This window comes from Azospirillum sp. SYSU D00513, assembly GCF_017356015.1.
Classification (GTDB): Bacteria; Pseudomonadota; Alphaproteobacteria; order Azospirillales; family Azospirillaceae; genus Azospirillum.
In genome coordinates this window covers 17344-32571 of record NZ_JAFIQV010000002.1, presented here as the reverse complement: position 1 = coordinate 32571, position 15228 = coordinate 17344, and the positions used below count along the sequence as shown (strand labels likewise).

16 protein-coding genes are annotated in these 15228 nt (G+C 71.6%); 9 read left to right on the top strand and 7 right to left on the bottom strand.

Annotated elements, in window-relative coordinates; genetic code table 11:
• Window positions 1–30: 30 nt before the first annotated feature.
• Both JUB11_RS01575 and JUB11_RS01570 read left to right on the top strand, forming a co-directional pair.
• Window positions 31–2703: a DNA translocase FtsK gene (locus JUB11_RS01575; protein ID WP_207455621.1), complete on the top strand. Its 2673-nt coding sequence runs from the start codon at window positions 31–33 to the stop codon at window positions 2701–2703.
• A 134-nt stretch (window positions 2704–2837) separates the two neighbouring features.
• A complete protein-coding gene (locus JUB11_RS01570) occupies window positions 2838–3491 on the top strand; it encodes an outer membrane lipoprotein carrier protein LolA (protein ID WP_348771334.1) in 654 nt (217 codons plus the stop codon).
• 76 nt (window positions 3492–3567) lie between these two features.
• On the opposite strand, the gene JUB11_RS01565 is transcribed toward JUB11_RS01570, so the two are convergent.
• Entirely contained in the window at window positions 3568–4062 is a 495-nt protein-coding gene (locus JUB11_RS01565) for a MarR family transcriptional regulator (protein ID WP_207455615.1), read from the bottom strand.
• Window positions 4063–4489: 427 nt separating this feature from the next.
• On the opposite strand from JUB11_RS01565, the gene JUB11_RS01560 reads away from it, so the two are divergent.
• The 3 genes from JUB11_RS01560 to JUB11_RS01550 are packed head-to-tail and all read left to right on the top strand — an operon-like array spanning window position 4490 to window position 6528.
• Window positions 4490–5173: a fumarylacetoacetate hydrolase family protein gene (locus JUB11_RS01560; protein ID WP_207455613.1), complete on the top strand. Its 684-nt coding sequence runs from the start codon at window positions 4490–4492 to the stop codon at window positions 5171–5173.
• 4 nt (window positions 5174–5177) lie between these two features.
• Window positions 5178–5972: an exodeoxyribonuclease III gene (xth, locus tag JUB11_RS01555; RefSeq protein WP_207455610.1), complete on the top strand. Its 795-nt coding sequence runs from the start codon at window positions 5178–5180 to the stop codon at window positions 5970–5972.
• Complete coding sequence (locus tag JUB11_RS01550) at window positions 5965–6528, top strand: PH domain-containing protein (protein WP_207455608.1); 564 nt, start codon at window positions 5965–5967, stop codon at window positions 6526–6528. The genes xth and JUB11_RS01550 overlap by 8 nt, the downstream gene beginning before the upstream one ends.
• 44 nt (window positions 6529–6572) lie before the next feature.
• On the opposite strand, the gene JUB11_RS01545 is transcribed toward JUB11_RS01550, so the two are convergent.
• Entirely contained in the window at window positions 6573–7310 is a 738-nt protein-coding gene (locus JUB11_RS01545; RefSeq protein WP_207455606.1) for a DUF882 domain-containing protein, read from the bottom strand.
• A 160-nt stretch (window positions 7311–7470) separates the two neighbouring features.
• A complete protein-coding gene (locus tag JUB11_RS01540; protein WP_207455604.1) occupies window positions 7471–8334 on the bottom strand; it encodes an MBL fold metallo-hydrolase in 864 nt (287 codons plus the stop codon).
• Between the two features lie 223 nt (window positions 8335–8557).
• Between JUB11_RS01540 and JUB11_RS01535 the strand changes: the two genes are divergently transcribed.
• On the top strand, window positions 8558–9370 hold the full coding sequence (locus JUB11_RS01535; RefSeq protein ID WP_207455602.1) for a hypothetical protein: 813 nt from the start codon (window positions 8558–8560) through the stop codon (window positions 9368–9370).
• On the opposite strand, the gene JUB11_RS01530 is transcribed toward JUB11_RS01535, so the two are convergent.
• Window positions 9352–10113 (bottom strand): response regulator transcription factor, encoded by a 762-nt coding sequence (locus JUB11_RS01530; RefSeq protein WP_207455600.1) that lies wholly within the window; start codon window positions 10111–10113, stop codon window positions 9352–9354. The genes JUB11_RS01535 and JUB11_RS01530 overlap by 19 nt on opposite strands.
• Window positions 10114–10397: 284 nt before the next feature.
• Here JUB11_RS01530 and ribA point away from each other — a divergent pair, with 284 nt between their 5' ends.
• From ribA to JUB11_RS01515, 3 genes are all read left to right on the top strand, one after another.
• A complete protein-coding gene (ribA, locus tag JUB11_RS01525; protein WP_207455598.1) occupies window positions 10398–11573 on the top strand; it encodes a GTP cyclohydrolase II in 1176 nt (391 codons plus the stop codon).
• 172 nt (window positions 11574–11745) lie between these two features.
• Window positions 11746–12936, top strand: a complete 1191-nt coding sequence (locus JUB11_RS01520; protein ID WP_207455595.1) for a hypothetical protein — start codon at window positions 11746–11748, stop codon at window positions 12934–12936.
• 48 nt (window positions 12937–12984) lie between these two features.
• Window positions 12985–13530, top strand: a complete 546-nt coding sequence (locus tag JUB11_RS01515; protein ID WP_207455593.1) for a L,D-transpeptidase family protein — start codon at window positions 12985–12987, stop codon at window positions 13528–13530.
• On the opposite strand, the gene JUB11_RS01510 is transcribed toward JUB11_RS01515, so the two are convergent.
• From JUB11_RS01510 to JUB11_RS01500, 3 genes are all read right to left on the bottom strand, one after another.
• Entirely contained in the window at window positions 13527–13721 is a 195-nt protein-coding gene (locus JUB11_RS01510; protein WP_207455591.1) for a hypothetical protein, read from the bottom strand. The genes JUB11_RS01515 and JUB11_RS01510 overlap by 4 nt on opposite strands.
• A gap of 102 nt (window positions 13722–13823) precedes the next feature.
• Window positions 13824–14231, bottom strand: coding sequence for a hypothetical protein (locus JUB11_RS01505; protein WP_207455589.1), 408 nt, complete (start codon window positions 14229–14231; stop codon window positions 13824–13826).
• 242 nt (window positions 14232–14473) lie between these two features.
• The gene (locus tag JUB11_RS01500; protein WP_207455587.1) at window positions 14474–15214 is read right to left on the bottom strand and encodes a YggS family pyridoxal phosphate-dependent enzyme; all 741 of its coding nucleotides are present in this window, start codon (window positions 15212–15214) and stop codon (window positions 14474–14476) included.
• Between the last annotated feature and the right edge of the window lie 14 nt (window positions 15215–15228).

The following is a 15228-nucleotide window of genomic DNA, read 5'->3' as shown; positions in this document are numbered from 1 at the left end:
TCCGTGGTTTTTAAAAAAGGTTCCAGCAGGATGGCCAAGCCGGCGACCCCCCGCGGCAGCGCCGCGACCAGCGCCCGCGCGGCGGCCGGCCGCGCCTCGGCGGTGCCGGGTGCGGCACCGCTCGCCGCGGGCGGGCGCAAGCCGCGCTCCGGCCGGCCGGAGAAGCCGCCCTTCTTCTCTCCGGCGACGCGCGCCTTCGTGGTGGCGCGCACGCGGGAACTGCTGGGCTTCGCCTTCGGGATGGTCGGGCTGGCGCTGATGGTGGTGCTGGGCAGCTACGACCCGTCCGACCCCTCCTGGAACTCGGTCCCGTCGGGCGAGCCGGACACGCACAACCTGTTCGGCACGCCCGGCGCCCATCTCGCCGACCTGCTGATCCAGTCCTTGGGCTGGGCCGCCTTCCTGGTGGCGCTGGTGCCGATGTTCTGGGGCTGGCGGCTGGGCGCCCAGAAGACGATCCGCCACCCGCTGTTCCGCCTCGTGCTCGGTCTGTGGGGCGTGCTGCTCGCCGCCATGGCGCTGTCGGGCCTGACGCCCGGCCAGCAGGACCCTCTCCAGCCGCTTCCCGGCGGCAGCGTCGGCAAGGTGCTGCTGGAGGGCGTCAGCGGCCTGTTCGGCGACTCCGCGCGCGAGGCCGTCTCGACCTCGGCGGCGGTGGCCGCCGGCCTGATCCTGTTCGTCGCCATGGGTCTGTCGATCCGCGAGTGGCTGAGCAGCGTCCGCTCGCTGTTCGGGCTGGTCGGCGCCGCCGGGCGCGGCCTGCGCGCGGGTGCTTCGCTGCTGAGCGGGCGCGGCGCCCTGGCGGCCGCCGGTGCCGTCGCCGGTGCGGCGCGCGGCGCCGTCCGCCGGACCGGCGACCTCATGCGCCACGCGCCGCGACTCGGGACGGCCGGCGGGCCGGCGCTGGACGATTTCGACGAGGCCGCCTTCGCCGACGCGCAGGAGGAACGGGACCGTCACGCCGGACGGCGCCTGCGCCGCGACCCGGTGATCGGCCGGACCGAGCCGGTCCTGTCCTCCGTGCCGACGCCCGTGCTGACCGAGGACGCGGTGGACGCGCCGGCGCTGCCGGACCGCGACCGCGACCCGGAGCGTCCCGCCATCGCGGTCGTGAAACCCGCCTTCGGCCAGACCCAGCCGGACAAGGTCCGGAGCGTCCCGCCGCACCAGCATGTCCTGCCGCTGGATGAGCCGGACGGCTACGAGCTGCCGCCGCTCGACCTGCTCCAGCTTCCGCCCGCCGGGTCGCGCGGCGAGCAGGTGGACGAATCGGTGCTGCGCCGCAACGCCGAGTCGCTGGAGGGCGTGCTGTCCGACTTCGGCGTGCGCGGCGAGGTGCAGAAGGTCCACCCCGGCCCGGTGGTCACGCTCTATGAGCTGGAACCGGCACCGGGCACCAAGTCCTCGCGCGTCATCGGGCTGGCCGACGACATCGCCCGCTCCATGAGTGCCGTGTCGGTGCGCGTCGCCGTGGTGCCGGGCCGCAACGTCATCGGCATCGAGCTGCCCAACGCCAAGCGCGAGACGGTGCTGCTGCGCGAGATGATGGCGTCCGACGTCTTCGAGCGGAATCCCGGCAAGCTGGTGCTGGCGCTCGGCAAGGACATCGGCGGACAGCCGATCGTGGCCGACCTTGCCCGCTTCCCCCACCTGCTGGTGGCCGGCACGACCGGCTCGGGCAAGTCGGTGGCGATCAACACCATGATCCTGTCGCTGCTCTACCGGCTGCCGCCGGAGCGCTGCCGCTTCATCATGATCGACCCGAAGATGCTGGAGCTGTCGGTCTACGAGGGCATCCCGCACCTGCTGACGCCGGTCGTCACCGACCCGAAGAAGGCGGTGGTCGCGCTGAAATGGACGGTGCGGGAGATGGAGGACCGCTACCGCAACATGTCCAAGCTCGGCGTGCGCAACATCGAGGGCTACAACGCCCGCCTGCGCGAGGCGCGCGAGAACGGTGAGTCGCTGACCCGCCGCGTGCAGACCGGCTTCGACCCAGACACCGGCAAGCCGATCTTCGAGGAGCAGCCGCTCGACCTCACCGAGCTTCCCTACATCGTGGTCATCGTGGACGAGATGGCCGACCTGATGCTGGTGGCCGGCAAGGACATCGAGGCGGCGATCCAGCGGCTGGCGCAGATGGCGCGCGCGGCGGGCATCCACCTGATCATGGCGACCCAGCGCCCGTCGGTGGACGTCATCACCGGCACCATCAAGGCCAACTTCCCGACCCGCATCAGCTTCCAGGTCACCTCCAAGATCGACAGCCGCACCATCCTCGGCGAACAGGGGGCCGAACAACTGCTGGGTCAGGGCGACATGCTCTACATGGCCGGCGGCGGACGCGTCACCCGCGTCCACGGCCCCTTCGTCGCCGACGGCGAGGTCGAGCAGATCGTCAAGTTCCTCAAGGCGCAGGGCGAGCCCAGCTACGTGGACGCCATCACCGAGGACGACGAGGAGGGCGGCGCCTTCGACGAGGGCGGGGCGGTCGGCTCCTCCTCCGGCGACGAGATGTACGACAAGGCGGTCGCGGTGGTCTGCCGCGAGCGCAAGGCCTCGACCAGCTTCATCCAGCGCCAGCTCCGCATCGGCTACAACTCCGCCGCCCGGCTGATCGAGCGCATGGAGGCCGAGGGCGTCGTCAGCAAGCCCAACCACGCCGGCAAGCGCGAGGTGCTGGCGCGGAACATCGACGAGTGACGACGGCGGGGAGGGGCTTCGGCTCCTCCCCCGCCCCTATCCGCAAATTCCCTTGGATCCCGCGCGTTCCCGCCCCATTTCCGCCGGGAAGCCCCCATAGCCTGGGGCCGACCGACATCAGGGGAACGCCCACCGTGATCCGCCGCCTTGCCGTCCTCTTCGCCCTTGCGCTCAGCCTCCCCGCCGTCCTGCCCGTGCCCTCGGCACTGGCGGCGCCGGCGCCGCTCACCGCGCAGGACCGCGCCGTCCTCGCGCAGGTGGAGGAGTATCTGAACGGCATCGGCACCATGCAGTCCAAGTTCGTGCAGGCGGCGTCCAGCGGCGCCCAGGCGACGGGGACCTTCTACCTGTCGCGGCCGGGCCGCATGCGGCTGGAGTATGACGCGCCGCTGAAGGACTTCATCGTCGCCGACGGCAGCTTCCTGTTCTACTGGGACGGCGAGATGCGCCAGCAGTCGAGCGCGCCGATCGGCTCCACCATGGCGGACTTCATCCTGCGCAAGGACATCCGCCTGTCGGGCGACGTCACGGTGCAGGAGGTCATGCACACCCCCGGCGTGGTCGAGGTGACCCTGTCCGAGACCAAGGATCCGGGCAAGGGCAGCATCACGCTGATCTTCGAGGACCGGCCGTTCCAGCTCCGCAAATGGCGGGTGCGCGACGCCCAGGGCATGGTGACGGAGGTGGCGCTGCTCAACCCGCGCACCGGCGTTCCCCTCGACCGCGACCTCTTCTATTTCGCCGAGCCGAAGAGCGGCTCCGGCTTCGGCAACAGCATGGGCCACTGACGGCCGGGCACAAAAAAGGCCCCACTCCCGGATGGGGGTGGGGCTTCGTCGTTCTCGGCCCGCGGCGAGGCTTGGCTCAGCCGCCGCGCACGATCCGGCGCAGGAAATCCTTGAGCTGGGCCTGTTCTTCCGCCGACAGGCCGCCGACCATGGCCTGGTCATGCTCCTGAATGCGCGGGGTCAGCTCGTCCATCAGCTTCTCGCCTTCCGGCGACAGGCGCAGGGCGTAGGAGCGGCGGTCGTTCGGCGAAGGCGCGCGGACCACGAGGCCCCGCGACTCGAGCCGGTCGATCACCGCGACCATGGTGGACCGGTCGATGCCGACGGCCGTGCCCAGGTCGGACTGCGACAGCCCCTCGTTCTCCTTGATCATGACGAGCACGCCGTACTGGCCGGGCGTGATGTCATGCGGCGAAACGGCGGCCTGGAAGCTCTGGAACACGGCCACCTGCGCGCGGCGCAGGTTGTAGCCGAACAGCTCCGGCAGGGGGCCGAGGGCGAGCTTTTCGCTCTTGTTCGGACGCAGGCGGGTGCGGCGGTCCGGCGGGGAGTTGCGCTCGATGTCGGTCAATGTTTTCAGCCGTTGGTTATGGGCCTGGATATTTGGTAAATAGAATAAAGATTCCAAAGCTTTTGTCAGCAAGAACCGTCCGAACCGCCTTGTTTCTCATGCCTGCCATGCAGAGAGCGCATTGACGAACGGCGCGGGCATCGCCACGTCAAGGGTAAGAAGTGACCCTTCCCGGCCGGGCCGACCGCGTCGGGGAGACGGTCGTCCGCGCCGCGGCTCCCCCCTGCCGCCAGCGGCCTCCCCCCGGAGCTTCCCGACGCCCGGCTCTCCCCAAGGCCGGGCGTCGTCATGTCCGGTCCCATCCTGCTCAAGGGTTTGCGCCGCATGGCGGCCGCGACCACTTTCCGGGCGTTTTCAAGTCTTGGTCGGGGGCCGGCTTTCCGGTAGGTGTGAGGTCTCCAGCCTACCTGCCGAAAGTGCCGCCCCAATGGCCCACGCCATTCCCCTGTGGCCCCAGCCCGTCCTTCCCGTCGCCGGCGGCGACCCGTTCCCGGTTCGCCGCATCTACTGCGTCGGCCGCAACTACGCCGCCCACGCGCGCGAGATGGGCGCCGATCCCGACCGCGAGCCGCCCTTCTTCTTCATGAAGCCGGCCGACGCGATCCTGCCGGACGGCGCCGTGCTGCCCTATCCGCCGAAGACGGCGAACCTGCACCACGAGATCGAGCTGGTCGTGGCCATCGGGCGCGGCGGCGCCGACATCCCCGTCGACCGGGCGCTGGACCATGTCTTCGGCTACGCGGTCGGGCTGGACATGACGCGCCGCGACCTGCAGAACGCCGCCAAGAAGGAAGGCAAGCCCTGGGACATGGGCAAGGGCTTCGACCACTCGGCCCCCTGCGGCGCGCTGCGCCGGGCCGCCGACATCGGCCATCCGGACCGAGGTGCGGTGACGCTGACCGTCAACGGCGAACCGCGCCAGAAGGGCGACCTGTCCGACCTGATCTGGTCCATCCCCGAGACGATCGCCTATCTCTCCGGCTTCGTCACGCTCCAGCCGGGCGACCTGATCATGACGGGAACCCCGGAAGGCGTTGCCGCCGTGACGCGGGGCGACGTCCTGGAGGGCGCCGTCGAGGGCGTCGGCACCCTTACCGTCACGATCGGCTGATCCCATGCGCATCGCCACCTGGAACATCAACTCCGTCCGCATGCGGATGGACCTGCTGCTGCGCCTGATGGACGAGCAGCGGCCCGACGTGATCTGCCTTCAGGAAACGAAGGTCGTCGATCCGGACTTCCCGCTCGGCCCCATCGCCGACCGCGGCTACGTCCACGCCCACATCCATGGAATGAAGAGCTACAACGGCGTCGCGATCCTCTCCCGGCTGCCCTTCGCGTCGCGCGACGTGCAGCACTGGTGCGGCAAGCAGGACTGCCGCCACGCCCTGGCCGAGCTGCCGGGCGGGATCGAGCTGCACAGCGTCTACATCCCGGCCGGCGGCGACATCCCCGACCCGGCGCTGAACGACAAGTTCGCGCACAAGCTCAGCTTCCTGGACGAGATGACGGAGTGGCTGAGCACCAAGCGCAGCCCCGACCGCCGGATGATCCTCGTCGGCGACCTCAACATCGCGCCGCTTGAGCATGACGTCTGGAGCCACAAGGAGCTGCTGAAGATCGTCTCCCACACACCCATCGAGGTGGAGAAGCTGGGGGCCATGCAGCGCTCCGCCGGCTGGGTGGACGCGATGCGGCATTTCGTTCCCGACCACGAGAAGCTCTACACCTGGTGGAGCTACCGGGCGAAGGACTGGGCGGCGTCCGACCGCGGCCGCCGGCTCGACCACATCTGGGTGACGCCGCCGCTGAAGGACGCGCTGCGCGGCATGACGGTCCTGCGCGAGGCCCGCGGCTGGGAGCCGAAGCCGTCGGATCACGTTCCGGTCATCCTCGACCTGGATGTCTGAGGGAAGCCCGCCCCTGGCGGAGCCGCCGCGCGAAGGGGAACCGCGCCTGACGCCCCCGCTCCTGAGATACCCGGCGGGAAGCCTTCTGGCCGACCACGCGCGGGCGGCCGGCGGGCTGGGGCTGACGGCGGGGCCGCTCGCCCTGCTGGAGGTCAGCCCCTGGATCGCCCTGCCGATGGGGCTGTGCGCCGGGCTCTTCGCCCTGTTCGGCGCGCGGTCGCTGCTGCGCCACGGCGCCCGCTTCGCGCTGGACGGGGAGGGGGTGCGGCAGGAGGGGCCGTTCGGGTCCCGGTATCTGCGCTGGTCCGAGCTGTCGGGGCTGAGCCTGCGCTATTACGCCCTGCGCCGCGGAGGGAACGACGGCTGGATGCAGATGACGCTGTCCAGCCACGGTGCGCGCATCCGCCTCGACTCGACGCTGGACGGCTTCGACGCCATCGCCGAGCGCGCCGCGCGGGCGGCGCTGCGCAACGGCGTTCCAATGACGCCCGCGACGCTGGAGAACTTCCTGGCGCTGGGCATCGACCCGGAGGAGCCCGAGACGCCGGCCCCCTGATGAGCGGCCCTCAGGACCTGCCGGTTGAGAGACGGCCCGGCCGGTCAGTTCCGCCCGCCGCGCGCCGCCGGATCGGGTGCCTGGGCGAGGACGAGCCGTCCGGCCCGTTTCGCCGGCAGGGCGGCCACGGGTTTGGGCGCGGGTGCCGCCCGGCTCGCGAGACGCACCGGCGGCTTGCCGGGCTTGACCGCCCTGGCCTCGACCGTGACGGGACGGCCGCCGTCCCTGGGCTTCCAGGTGCGGAAGGGGCCGGTGTCCACATGGACGTGGCCGCTGTGCGGGTAAAGAGCGTAGCCCCCGCGCCGCAGCGCCGCCGCCTCGTCCGCGATGCGCCTGGGCTCGACGCCGGGAATGTAGATGTCCGCGGCCTGGCCGCGCAGGTGATAGCTGTTGTCGGCCACATGGGGGTTCCGGCCCGCCAGCGCGACGTTGGTCGCCTCGCTGCGGTACCCCGAGGTGACGTGGATCGGCCGGTCGGCGGGCACGCCGCAGCCGTCCCGCAGGTCGGCCAGCATGTCCACCAGCGCGGGATCGATGGGCGCCGTGACGCCGCTGCGGCGGTCGCGGAACAGCAGCGCGATCTCCTGCAAGGCGTCCGGGTCGTAGCCCCGCTCCGTCCGGTAGGTGACCGCCACCGTCTCGCCGCTGGCCGGGTGGTGGAGCGTGATCGACCGCGCCCCGCCCTCGCCGAGGGCGGTGACGGATGGCGGGGCCGAGGCGCATCCCGCGAGCAGGACGCCCGCGAACAGGGCCAGGACGGTGACGCGCAGAATGGATCGCATGCATCCCCCGAGGGATCACCCGTGGGTTGAGTGCAAGCTCGATACCATTATTGTCACAGGGTCCGGCGGTGACATCCGTCCCAGCCCGCGCGAAAAGCGGCGGACTGTTGCGAAAAAGACGACATGGGACGGGGTTTTGCGTGAGTACGGGAGCGCGGCCTCAGACCGGCAGCTCCACCCCTTCGCGCGCGACGAGCGTGCCGGGGCGGCGGGCGGCGGCCTCCGCCCCGATGCGGTCCAGCTCGTCGTCGGTGCGGGCGGGGTCGTGGTGGAAGAGGACGGCGCGGCCCACCCCCGCCGACTCGGCCAGCCGCAGGCATTCCTGCCAGGTGGAATGGCCCCAGCCGACCTTCGAGGCGTATTCCTGGTCGGTGTAGGTGCTGTCGTAGACCATCACGTCGCAGCCGCGCACGAACTCGGCCAGCCGGTCGCCGTCGCCGTTCCCGCCGCCATGCTCGGTGTCGGTGATGTAGCAGAGGCTGCGCCCGGCGAACTCGATCCGGTAGCCGACGGCGCGGTCCGGGTGGTGGAGCGCCGTCGTGCGCACCGTGACGCCGGGCTTGGGCTCCAGCACCTCGCCGCAATCGAAGTCGCGGAAGGCGCAGTCGGCGCGGAAGATCTCGACCGGGACCGGGAAGAGCGGCGTGGACATCATCGCGCGCAGCACGGAGCGCAGCCGCCGTTCCGGCGGCAGATGGCCCGCCCACAGGCGGATGCGGCTCTCCGGGTCGAAGGCCGGGGCGAAGAAGGGCAGGCCGCAGATGTGGTCGAAATGGCTGTGCGTCAGGAACAGGTCCAGATCGACCGGCCCCCGCTTCGCCAGGGTCTCGCCCAGCGGACGGATGCCCGTGCCGGCGTCGAGGATCAGGCAGGCGCCACCGCAGCGCACCTCCAGGCAGGAGGTGTTGCCGCCGTAGCGGGCCGTCTGCGGGCCGGGGGAGGCTATGCTGCCGCGAACGCCCCAGAAACGCACCGTGAAGGGGTGCGTGACGGTCGTGTCGTCGGGAACGGGGCTTTCCGTCATGATGGCGCCATGTTGGCGGCGGGGCCTGACCAAGTCGAGCGAAAAGGGACGGGGCGGAGGAGCCCGCCCTTGGGCGGGCCAGGAGGGCGGAGCCGGGCGCGAAACACCGGGCCGCGCCGGAAAGGCCGCGGACCCGTTCGTCATGCTGTCCTATCCCATAGGATGTGTTAACATCCTGCTTTGCTCGCGCCGCTGCAAGGGCGTGCCGGACCCGGACCGACGGATGGACCCAGACAAGCTCGCCAAAGTCCTCGCCATGGCCGAGTCGGAGCATGAGGGCGAGGCGCTGTCCGCCCTGCGCGCCGCGCGCGTCCTGCTGGGGCGCTCGGGCCTCAGCCTGCGCGACCTCGCCCAGGCCGCGCGCCCCGTGGCGCGCCCTGTGACGCGCGACGGGGACGCCGGCGCCGGGGCGGCCGCGCGTGCCCGCCCGTCCCCGCCCGGCCGGACACCCCCTCCCGACCAGCTCGTGCCGGCGCTGCGCCGCCAGGTCCAGGAACTGGAGCGGGAGGTGGCGGCACTCCGCCGCCAGATCGACCGCAGCTCCGGTGAGGCGGAGCGCCAGCGCGACGAGGCCGACCGCTGGCGCGGCATCGCCCGCGAGACGGCGGACCGGCTGTGGGATCTCGGCAAGTCCATGGAAGGGCGGCACAGCCGTCACAGCGGCGCGGACCGGCGGCGCGCGGTGCTGGAGCATCTGCGCGACCCGGGAAGCGCGCTCCTCTCCGACCAGGAGATCGCGCGCCGGGTCGGCGTGCCGGCCAGCCTCGTCGGGCACTGGCGCCGGCGCCTCGCCATCGTCGCCCGCAAGATCCGCCTGCTGCCCGTGGTGACGCGCGGGCGCGGCCTGCTCGGTGCCTGGGCCGGCCGGCCGGCGCTTCCCAATCTGGCCAGGTGCGGGCTGCCCAACACGCTTCAGCGCGGTTTGGTTGACGCGCCCCGGCGGCGCTGGGCGGGCAGCGCGGCGGCGCTGCCCGGGACCATCACCATCGCCGGCCGGGCCGGCGGCCCGCCCTCGCGTCAGGGCACCAGCCGGTAGCCGCCGGGCACGGTGACCAGGATCTGCGCGTTGGAGGGGTCGCGCTCGATCTTCTGGCGCAGCCGGTAGATGTGCGTCTCCAGCGTGTGGGTGGTGACGGCGGCGTTGTAGCCCCACACCTCGCCCAGCAGCGTGTCGCGCCCGACCGCCGTCTCGCCCGCCCGGTACAGGTGCTTCAGGATCGCCGTCTCCTTCTCGGTGAGGCGGATCTTGCGCTTGCCCGCCTCGTCCAGCAGCAGCTTGCCGGCGGTCCGGAAGCTGTAGGGGCCGATGGACAGCACGGCGTCCTCGCTCTGCTCGAACTGGCGGAGCTGGGCGCGCAGGCGGGCCAGCAGCACGCCCAGCCGGAAGGGCTTGGTGATGTAGTCGTTGGCCCCGGAATCGAGGCCGAGGATGGTGTCGGCGTCCGTTCCGGCGGCGGTCAGCATGATGATCGGGCAGCGCACGCCCTCGCGCCGCATCAGCCGGCACAGCTCGCGTCCATCCATGTCGGGCAGGCCGACGTCGAGCAGGACGGCGTCGAACGGCCGGCCAACTCCGGTGCCGGCCCCCGTTCCGCCTCCCGTTCCGCCCCCCATTCCGCCCCCCATTCCGGACGATGCCGCGCGCGCTGCGTCGAGCCCGTCGGCGCCGGTCCCCGCCTCGACCGTCTCGAACTCCTCCTGAAGCTGGAGCTGTTCGGCCAGCGACTGGCGCAGCGCCTCGTCATCGTCGACCAGCAGGATGCGTTTCGCGAGGGTCATGATGGTGTCGTCGGGCTCTCTGGTTTGAGGAGGGGGCTTGGATCGGAGCTTCGAAGCGAATGTTTCAGGCGGGCTCTTTGGTTGCGGACCGGAACCAAATTAGCACGGCGGCCCCGCGCGCGTCACCGCGCATCCCCGGCCGGGCTCTTCCATCGTTGCGCCCACGGCAACGGACTGGCGCGCCGGAAACGCTGGACAGGCGTGCGCCTCCTGCGCTTTGCTGCGGCCACCCCGACCCCATGTCATATGGTCACAAGGCCTACCGCTCTCACCGCGCCCGGACGATGTACGCAGACCCCCAGATTCCCGCCGCCCAGGCGGCCCAGACCATCGACGAAGCCGTCCTGCGGGCGGTGGACCGGGCGCTCGCGGCGCTCCGGCGGGGCGAGGCGGTCGCCATCGAGACCGCCGACGGCTCGGTCGGGGCGGTGGTCTCGGTCGAGGCGGTGGCGTCGGACGCGGTCGAGCGGCTGCGCGACCTGACCGGCGGCCGGCCCGTGCTGGCGGTCACGCGCCGCCGCGCCAGCGTGCTGAAGCTGATGGAGGAGGGGACCGGTGTCGTGTCGCTCTCCTTCCCCGGCCCGGACTTCCCCCAAGGGGCCGGCGGCCTGACCTCGGACGAGGCGCACGCGCTGGCCGATCCGGAGCACCGCCCGGATGGCCCGCTTCCGGTGGGGCTGGCGGCCGCGGTGGTCGAGCCGGGCTCGCGCGAGGCGGCCGCGGTGGATCTGGCGCGGCTCGCCCGGCTGCTGCCGGCCGCCGTGGTGGCGCCGGTGCCGGACGCGCAGGGCCGCGCATCCGAATGGGCCGCCGCGCATGACGTCCTTCTGGTGCGCGCCGGCGACATCGCCGATTACCGCGTCCATGTGGTGCGCACGCTGCGCCGCGTCGCCGACGCCCGCGTGCCCTTGGACGGCGCCGAGAACACGCGCATCGTCGCTTTCCGCCCGGCCGACGGCGGGCCGGAGCATCTGGCCATCGTCATCGGCGATCCCGACCCGGCCCAGCCCGTGCTGGCGCGGCTGCATTCGGAATGCTTCACGGGCGACCTGCTGGGCAGCCTGCGCTGCGACTGCGGCGAGCAGCTGCGCGGCGCCATCCGGGAGATCTCCGCCCAGGGCAGCGGCGTTCTGCTCTACCTGGCGCAGGAGGGGCGCGGCATCGGTCTCGTCAACAAGCTGCGCGCCTACCGCATCCAGGATCGCGGCTTCGACACGGTGGACGCCAACGAGATCCTGGGCTTCGAGGCGGACGAGCGCGTCTATCTTCCCGCCGCCGAGATGCTGCGCCAGCTCGGCTTCGGCCGGGTGCGGCTGCTGACCAACAACCCGGAGAAGCTGCGCCAGCTCGCCCGCTGCGGGATCGAGGTGTTGGAGCGCGTCGCCCACGTCTTCCCTTCCAACCGCCACAACGAAGGCTATCTGCGCACCAAGGCGGAGCGCAGCGGCCACATGTTCTGAACCGGCCCGGCAGCTCTTGCCGGGCGACGGCGGGTGGGCGGAATCGGATTCCGCCCAATCCCTGCCCGGTCCCCCCGCCGGGGAAGCTCTTCTTCCCGCTTTTCCGCCCTCCGGCGCCTGGCACGGCGCTTGCTTTCCCCTCTTCCGACGTTCAGCGCCGGGAGACCCGACCATGACCATCGCCGCAGCCACCGCCGACACCGCCGCCCTGGCCGCCGGACGGTCCCCGGCTGTCCGGGCTCCCAATACGGCGGCCCAGAACGTCCAGGCCTCCGGCACCCAGACTTCAGCCCAGGCCTCCGCCAGGGTTTCCGGTTACGACTCCTCCTGGTCGGCCGGGACGACCCGCGACTCCGACCTTCCGGTGAAGGAGGTCCAGTCGGACATGTCCTTCTGGGATGTGCTGGACGTCATCAACCCGCTCCAGCACATTCCCATCGTCGGCCACCTCTACCGCGAGGCCACCGGCGACACGATCAGCCCCGCCGCCAGCGCGATGGGGGGAATCCTGTTCGGCGGTGTGGTCGGCGGGCTGGCGGCGATCGCGAACGAGGTGGTGGAGCAGTCCAGCGGCCGCGACGTCGGCGGCCACATGATGGCGGCGCTCGGACTGGACGGCACGGAGGCGGCGCCGACGGCGGTCGCCGCGGCGACGATCACCGAAGTGGCTCCGCGGGCGACCGCCGAGGCACCGGCCGCCAAGCCCGCCCCCGCGACGCTCGCCGAGCTTCCCCGGCTCGCCGCCCAGCCCAATGCCGCCCAGCCCAACGCCGCCCAGTCTTCCCTCGCCATGCCGGCCGCCGCTCCGGGCCTGCCCAAACAGGCGGCGCCGACCCAAGCCGTCGCGTCCGCCGAGGACCCCTTCGCGGCGCCGGAGGGTGGCCGCCGCCCGTCGCGCATGCCGGCCCGGGACACGGTGCTCGCCAGCTCGACGATGGCCAAGCACGCCGTTCCGGCGCGCGCGGCCAACCTGCCGGGGGCGACGCTCGCCGCCGCCATGGCCGCAAGCGCGGCGGTTCCGGCCAACGCCGCCCCGCCGAACGCAGCCCTGGCCAACGCAGCCCTGGCCAACGCAGCCCTGGCGAACGCAGCCCCTGCCAGCGCAGCCTCGGCAAACAGGGCTTCGGCAAACGGTGTCCCCGCGGCCACCCCGCCGGCCGGGGAAACCGCCGGCCCGGTGCCGGTGGCGCCGGACCTGATTTCCGAGACCATGATGCGCAATCTCGCGAAGTACGAGCAGAGCCGGCGGGCCGCCCAGAACATGCCAGCAACCGGCATGCCCCCCGCCGGCCTTCCCCAGGCCGGCGCTCCGCAGGGCGGGGGTGCCCGGATCGCCGCGCCGCGCCTGCGCGTTTCGGGTTAAGATCCCCGCCGCGTGAAGGCAGGAATTCGACCGGAAGGCGGTGTTGCGATGGAGATCACGGTTCACCCGGACGGGCGGCTGGTCTGGCCCGGCGGCTCGTTCCGATGCTCGCTGGGGCGCGGCGGCATCCGCTTGGACAAGCGGGAAGGGGATGGTGCCACCCCGGTCGGGAGCTTCCCCCTGCGGCGGGTGCTGTGGCGGCCGGACCGGCTGGAGCGCCCGGACACGGGACTGCCCGTCCAGCCGATCGCGCCCGACGACGGCTGGTGCGACGATCCCGCCGACCCCGCCTACAACCGCCCGGTCAAGCGCCCCCATGCCGCCAGCCACGAGGAACTCTGGCGCGAGGACGGCGTCTACGACGTGATCGTGGTGATGGGCCACAACGACGAGCCGGTGGTGCCCGGCCTTGGCAGCGCCGTCTTCCTGCATGTGACCCGGCCGGCGGCCGCGCCCGCCGCCGCGGATGCGGACGCTCCGGCCTGGGAGCCCACGGCCGGCTGCGTGGCGCTGCCCCTGCCGGACCTGCTGCGCCTTCTGAAGGATTGCGGCCCCGGCACGGTCCTCACCGTGCTGGATCCGGCCGCGGGTTAGTTGCAGGGGGACTTCATCGGATCGGGTGCAGCGTGTGCTGACATGAGCGCCGTGCCCGCTGATGATGGCGTCTTCGCCGGAATGACCGGACGAAGGTCCACGGCCTCATGCGACGGGCCGAAAAGCTGGTGCGGCAGGCGGTGGATCTCCGGCACGGCCAGGAGCAAACGTCCGGCGGTGATGACGGCCATACCGGCATCGAAAGTGGTGGGCCGGTCCAGGAGCGCGCCTCGTACTGATCCGGCCTGATCCGGCCGGCGCTGTCACCGGCGAGCATTCTGCTCTGTTGAGCCCTAGCTTCCCTGCCGCATCATCCTTCGCCGGTCCGCTTCGTCCCGCGCCACGTCGCGGGTCCGCTCCAAACGTTGCTGATGGTCACGGTCGTGGACACGGCGATCCTCATGATTGCGCCTGTCGTCACGATCATGCCTGTCGTTGCGATCATGCCTGTCGTTGCGATTGTGCTCGCCAACGCGGTCACGCCTGTCGTCACGATCGTATCTCGGCCGGATGTAGCGAGATCCCCAACCGGCACCGCCGTGGTAACCATGGCCATAGCGCGGATACTCGTATCCCATGCTGGAGCCGTAGCCGGACCCGTAATACTCGTTGTAGCCGGACCCGTAATATCCGTCGGTGAGGGGTGCGCAGGCACCCACCAGAAGGGTCAGAGCGGCGGTAGCAAGCAGCTTTGCACTCATGATGCCCTCCCAAGCCATGCAAGAGCTAAACACCTGCCAAGGATATTTATTCCAACGAAAGCAGGGCGCGGGCAGCCATGGCACGGACATCCGGTGCATCGGCCCAAACACGGGATACACAGCCGCCGGCGGACGTGAAATCCTCCCCGCCCAGGCTGTCGGTGTCACGGTTCCTGTGCTGGACCGTGCGCGTTCACCGCGACAACTCCGATAAAGCCAGGCTGTGACACCAGAGGCGTTCCCTATCCCGCTGCCGGGTAGGGGCGCGCGCCGAAGATCGCGGTGCCGACCCGCACATGGGTGGCCCCGAAGCGGATGGCGGTTTCGAAATCGCCGCTCATCCCCATGCTGACCTCGGCGAGCCCATTGCGCCGGGCCATCTCCGCGAGCAGGGCGAAGTGCATCGCCGGCTCCTCGTCCTGCGGCGGAATGCACATCAGTCCGGCCACCGGCAGCTTCCAGGTCTCGCGGCAGGCGGCGACGAAGCCGTCGAGGTCCGCGGGCCGGATGCCGGCCTTCTGCGGCTCCTCGCCGGTGTTGACCTCGATCAGCAGGCGCGGGCGGCGCCCGGCCTTCGCCATCTCCTCGGCCAGCGCCTCGGCCAGCTTGGGGCGGTCCAGGGTCTGGATCACGTCGAAGAGCGCCACGGCGTCCTTCACCTTGTTGGTCTGCAAGGGGCCGATCAGGTGCAGTTCAAGGTCCGGGAAGCGGCCGCGCAGGTCCGGGAACTTCGCCTTCGCTTCCTGAACGCGGTTCTCCCCGAAGACGCGCTGCCCGGCGGCGAGCGCCTCCTCCACCGCCTCGGCGGGGTGGGTCTTCGACACGGCGACCAGCGTGACGGAGCCGGCGGCGCGGCCCGCCTCGGCGCAGGCGCCGGACACCGCGTGCCGCACCTGGGCGAGCCGGACGGTCACGGAGTCGCTGTTCGCGGCGTTGGCGGGCGTGGAAACGGGCGTGGCGGAGGAGTTGCTTGACGAGGACATGGCGCGGTCCCTTG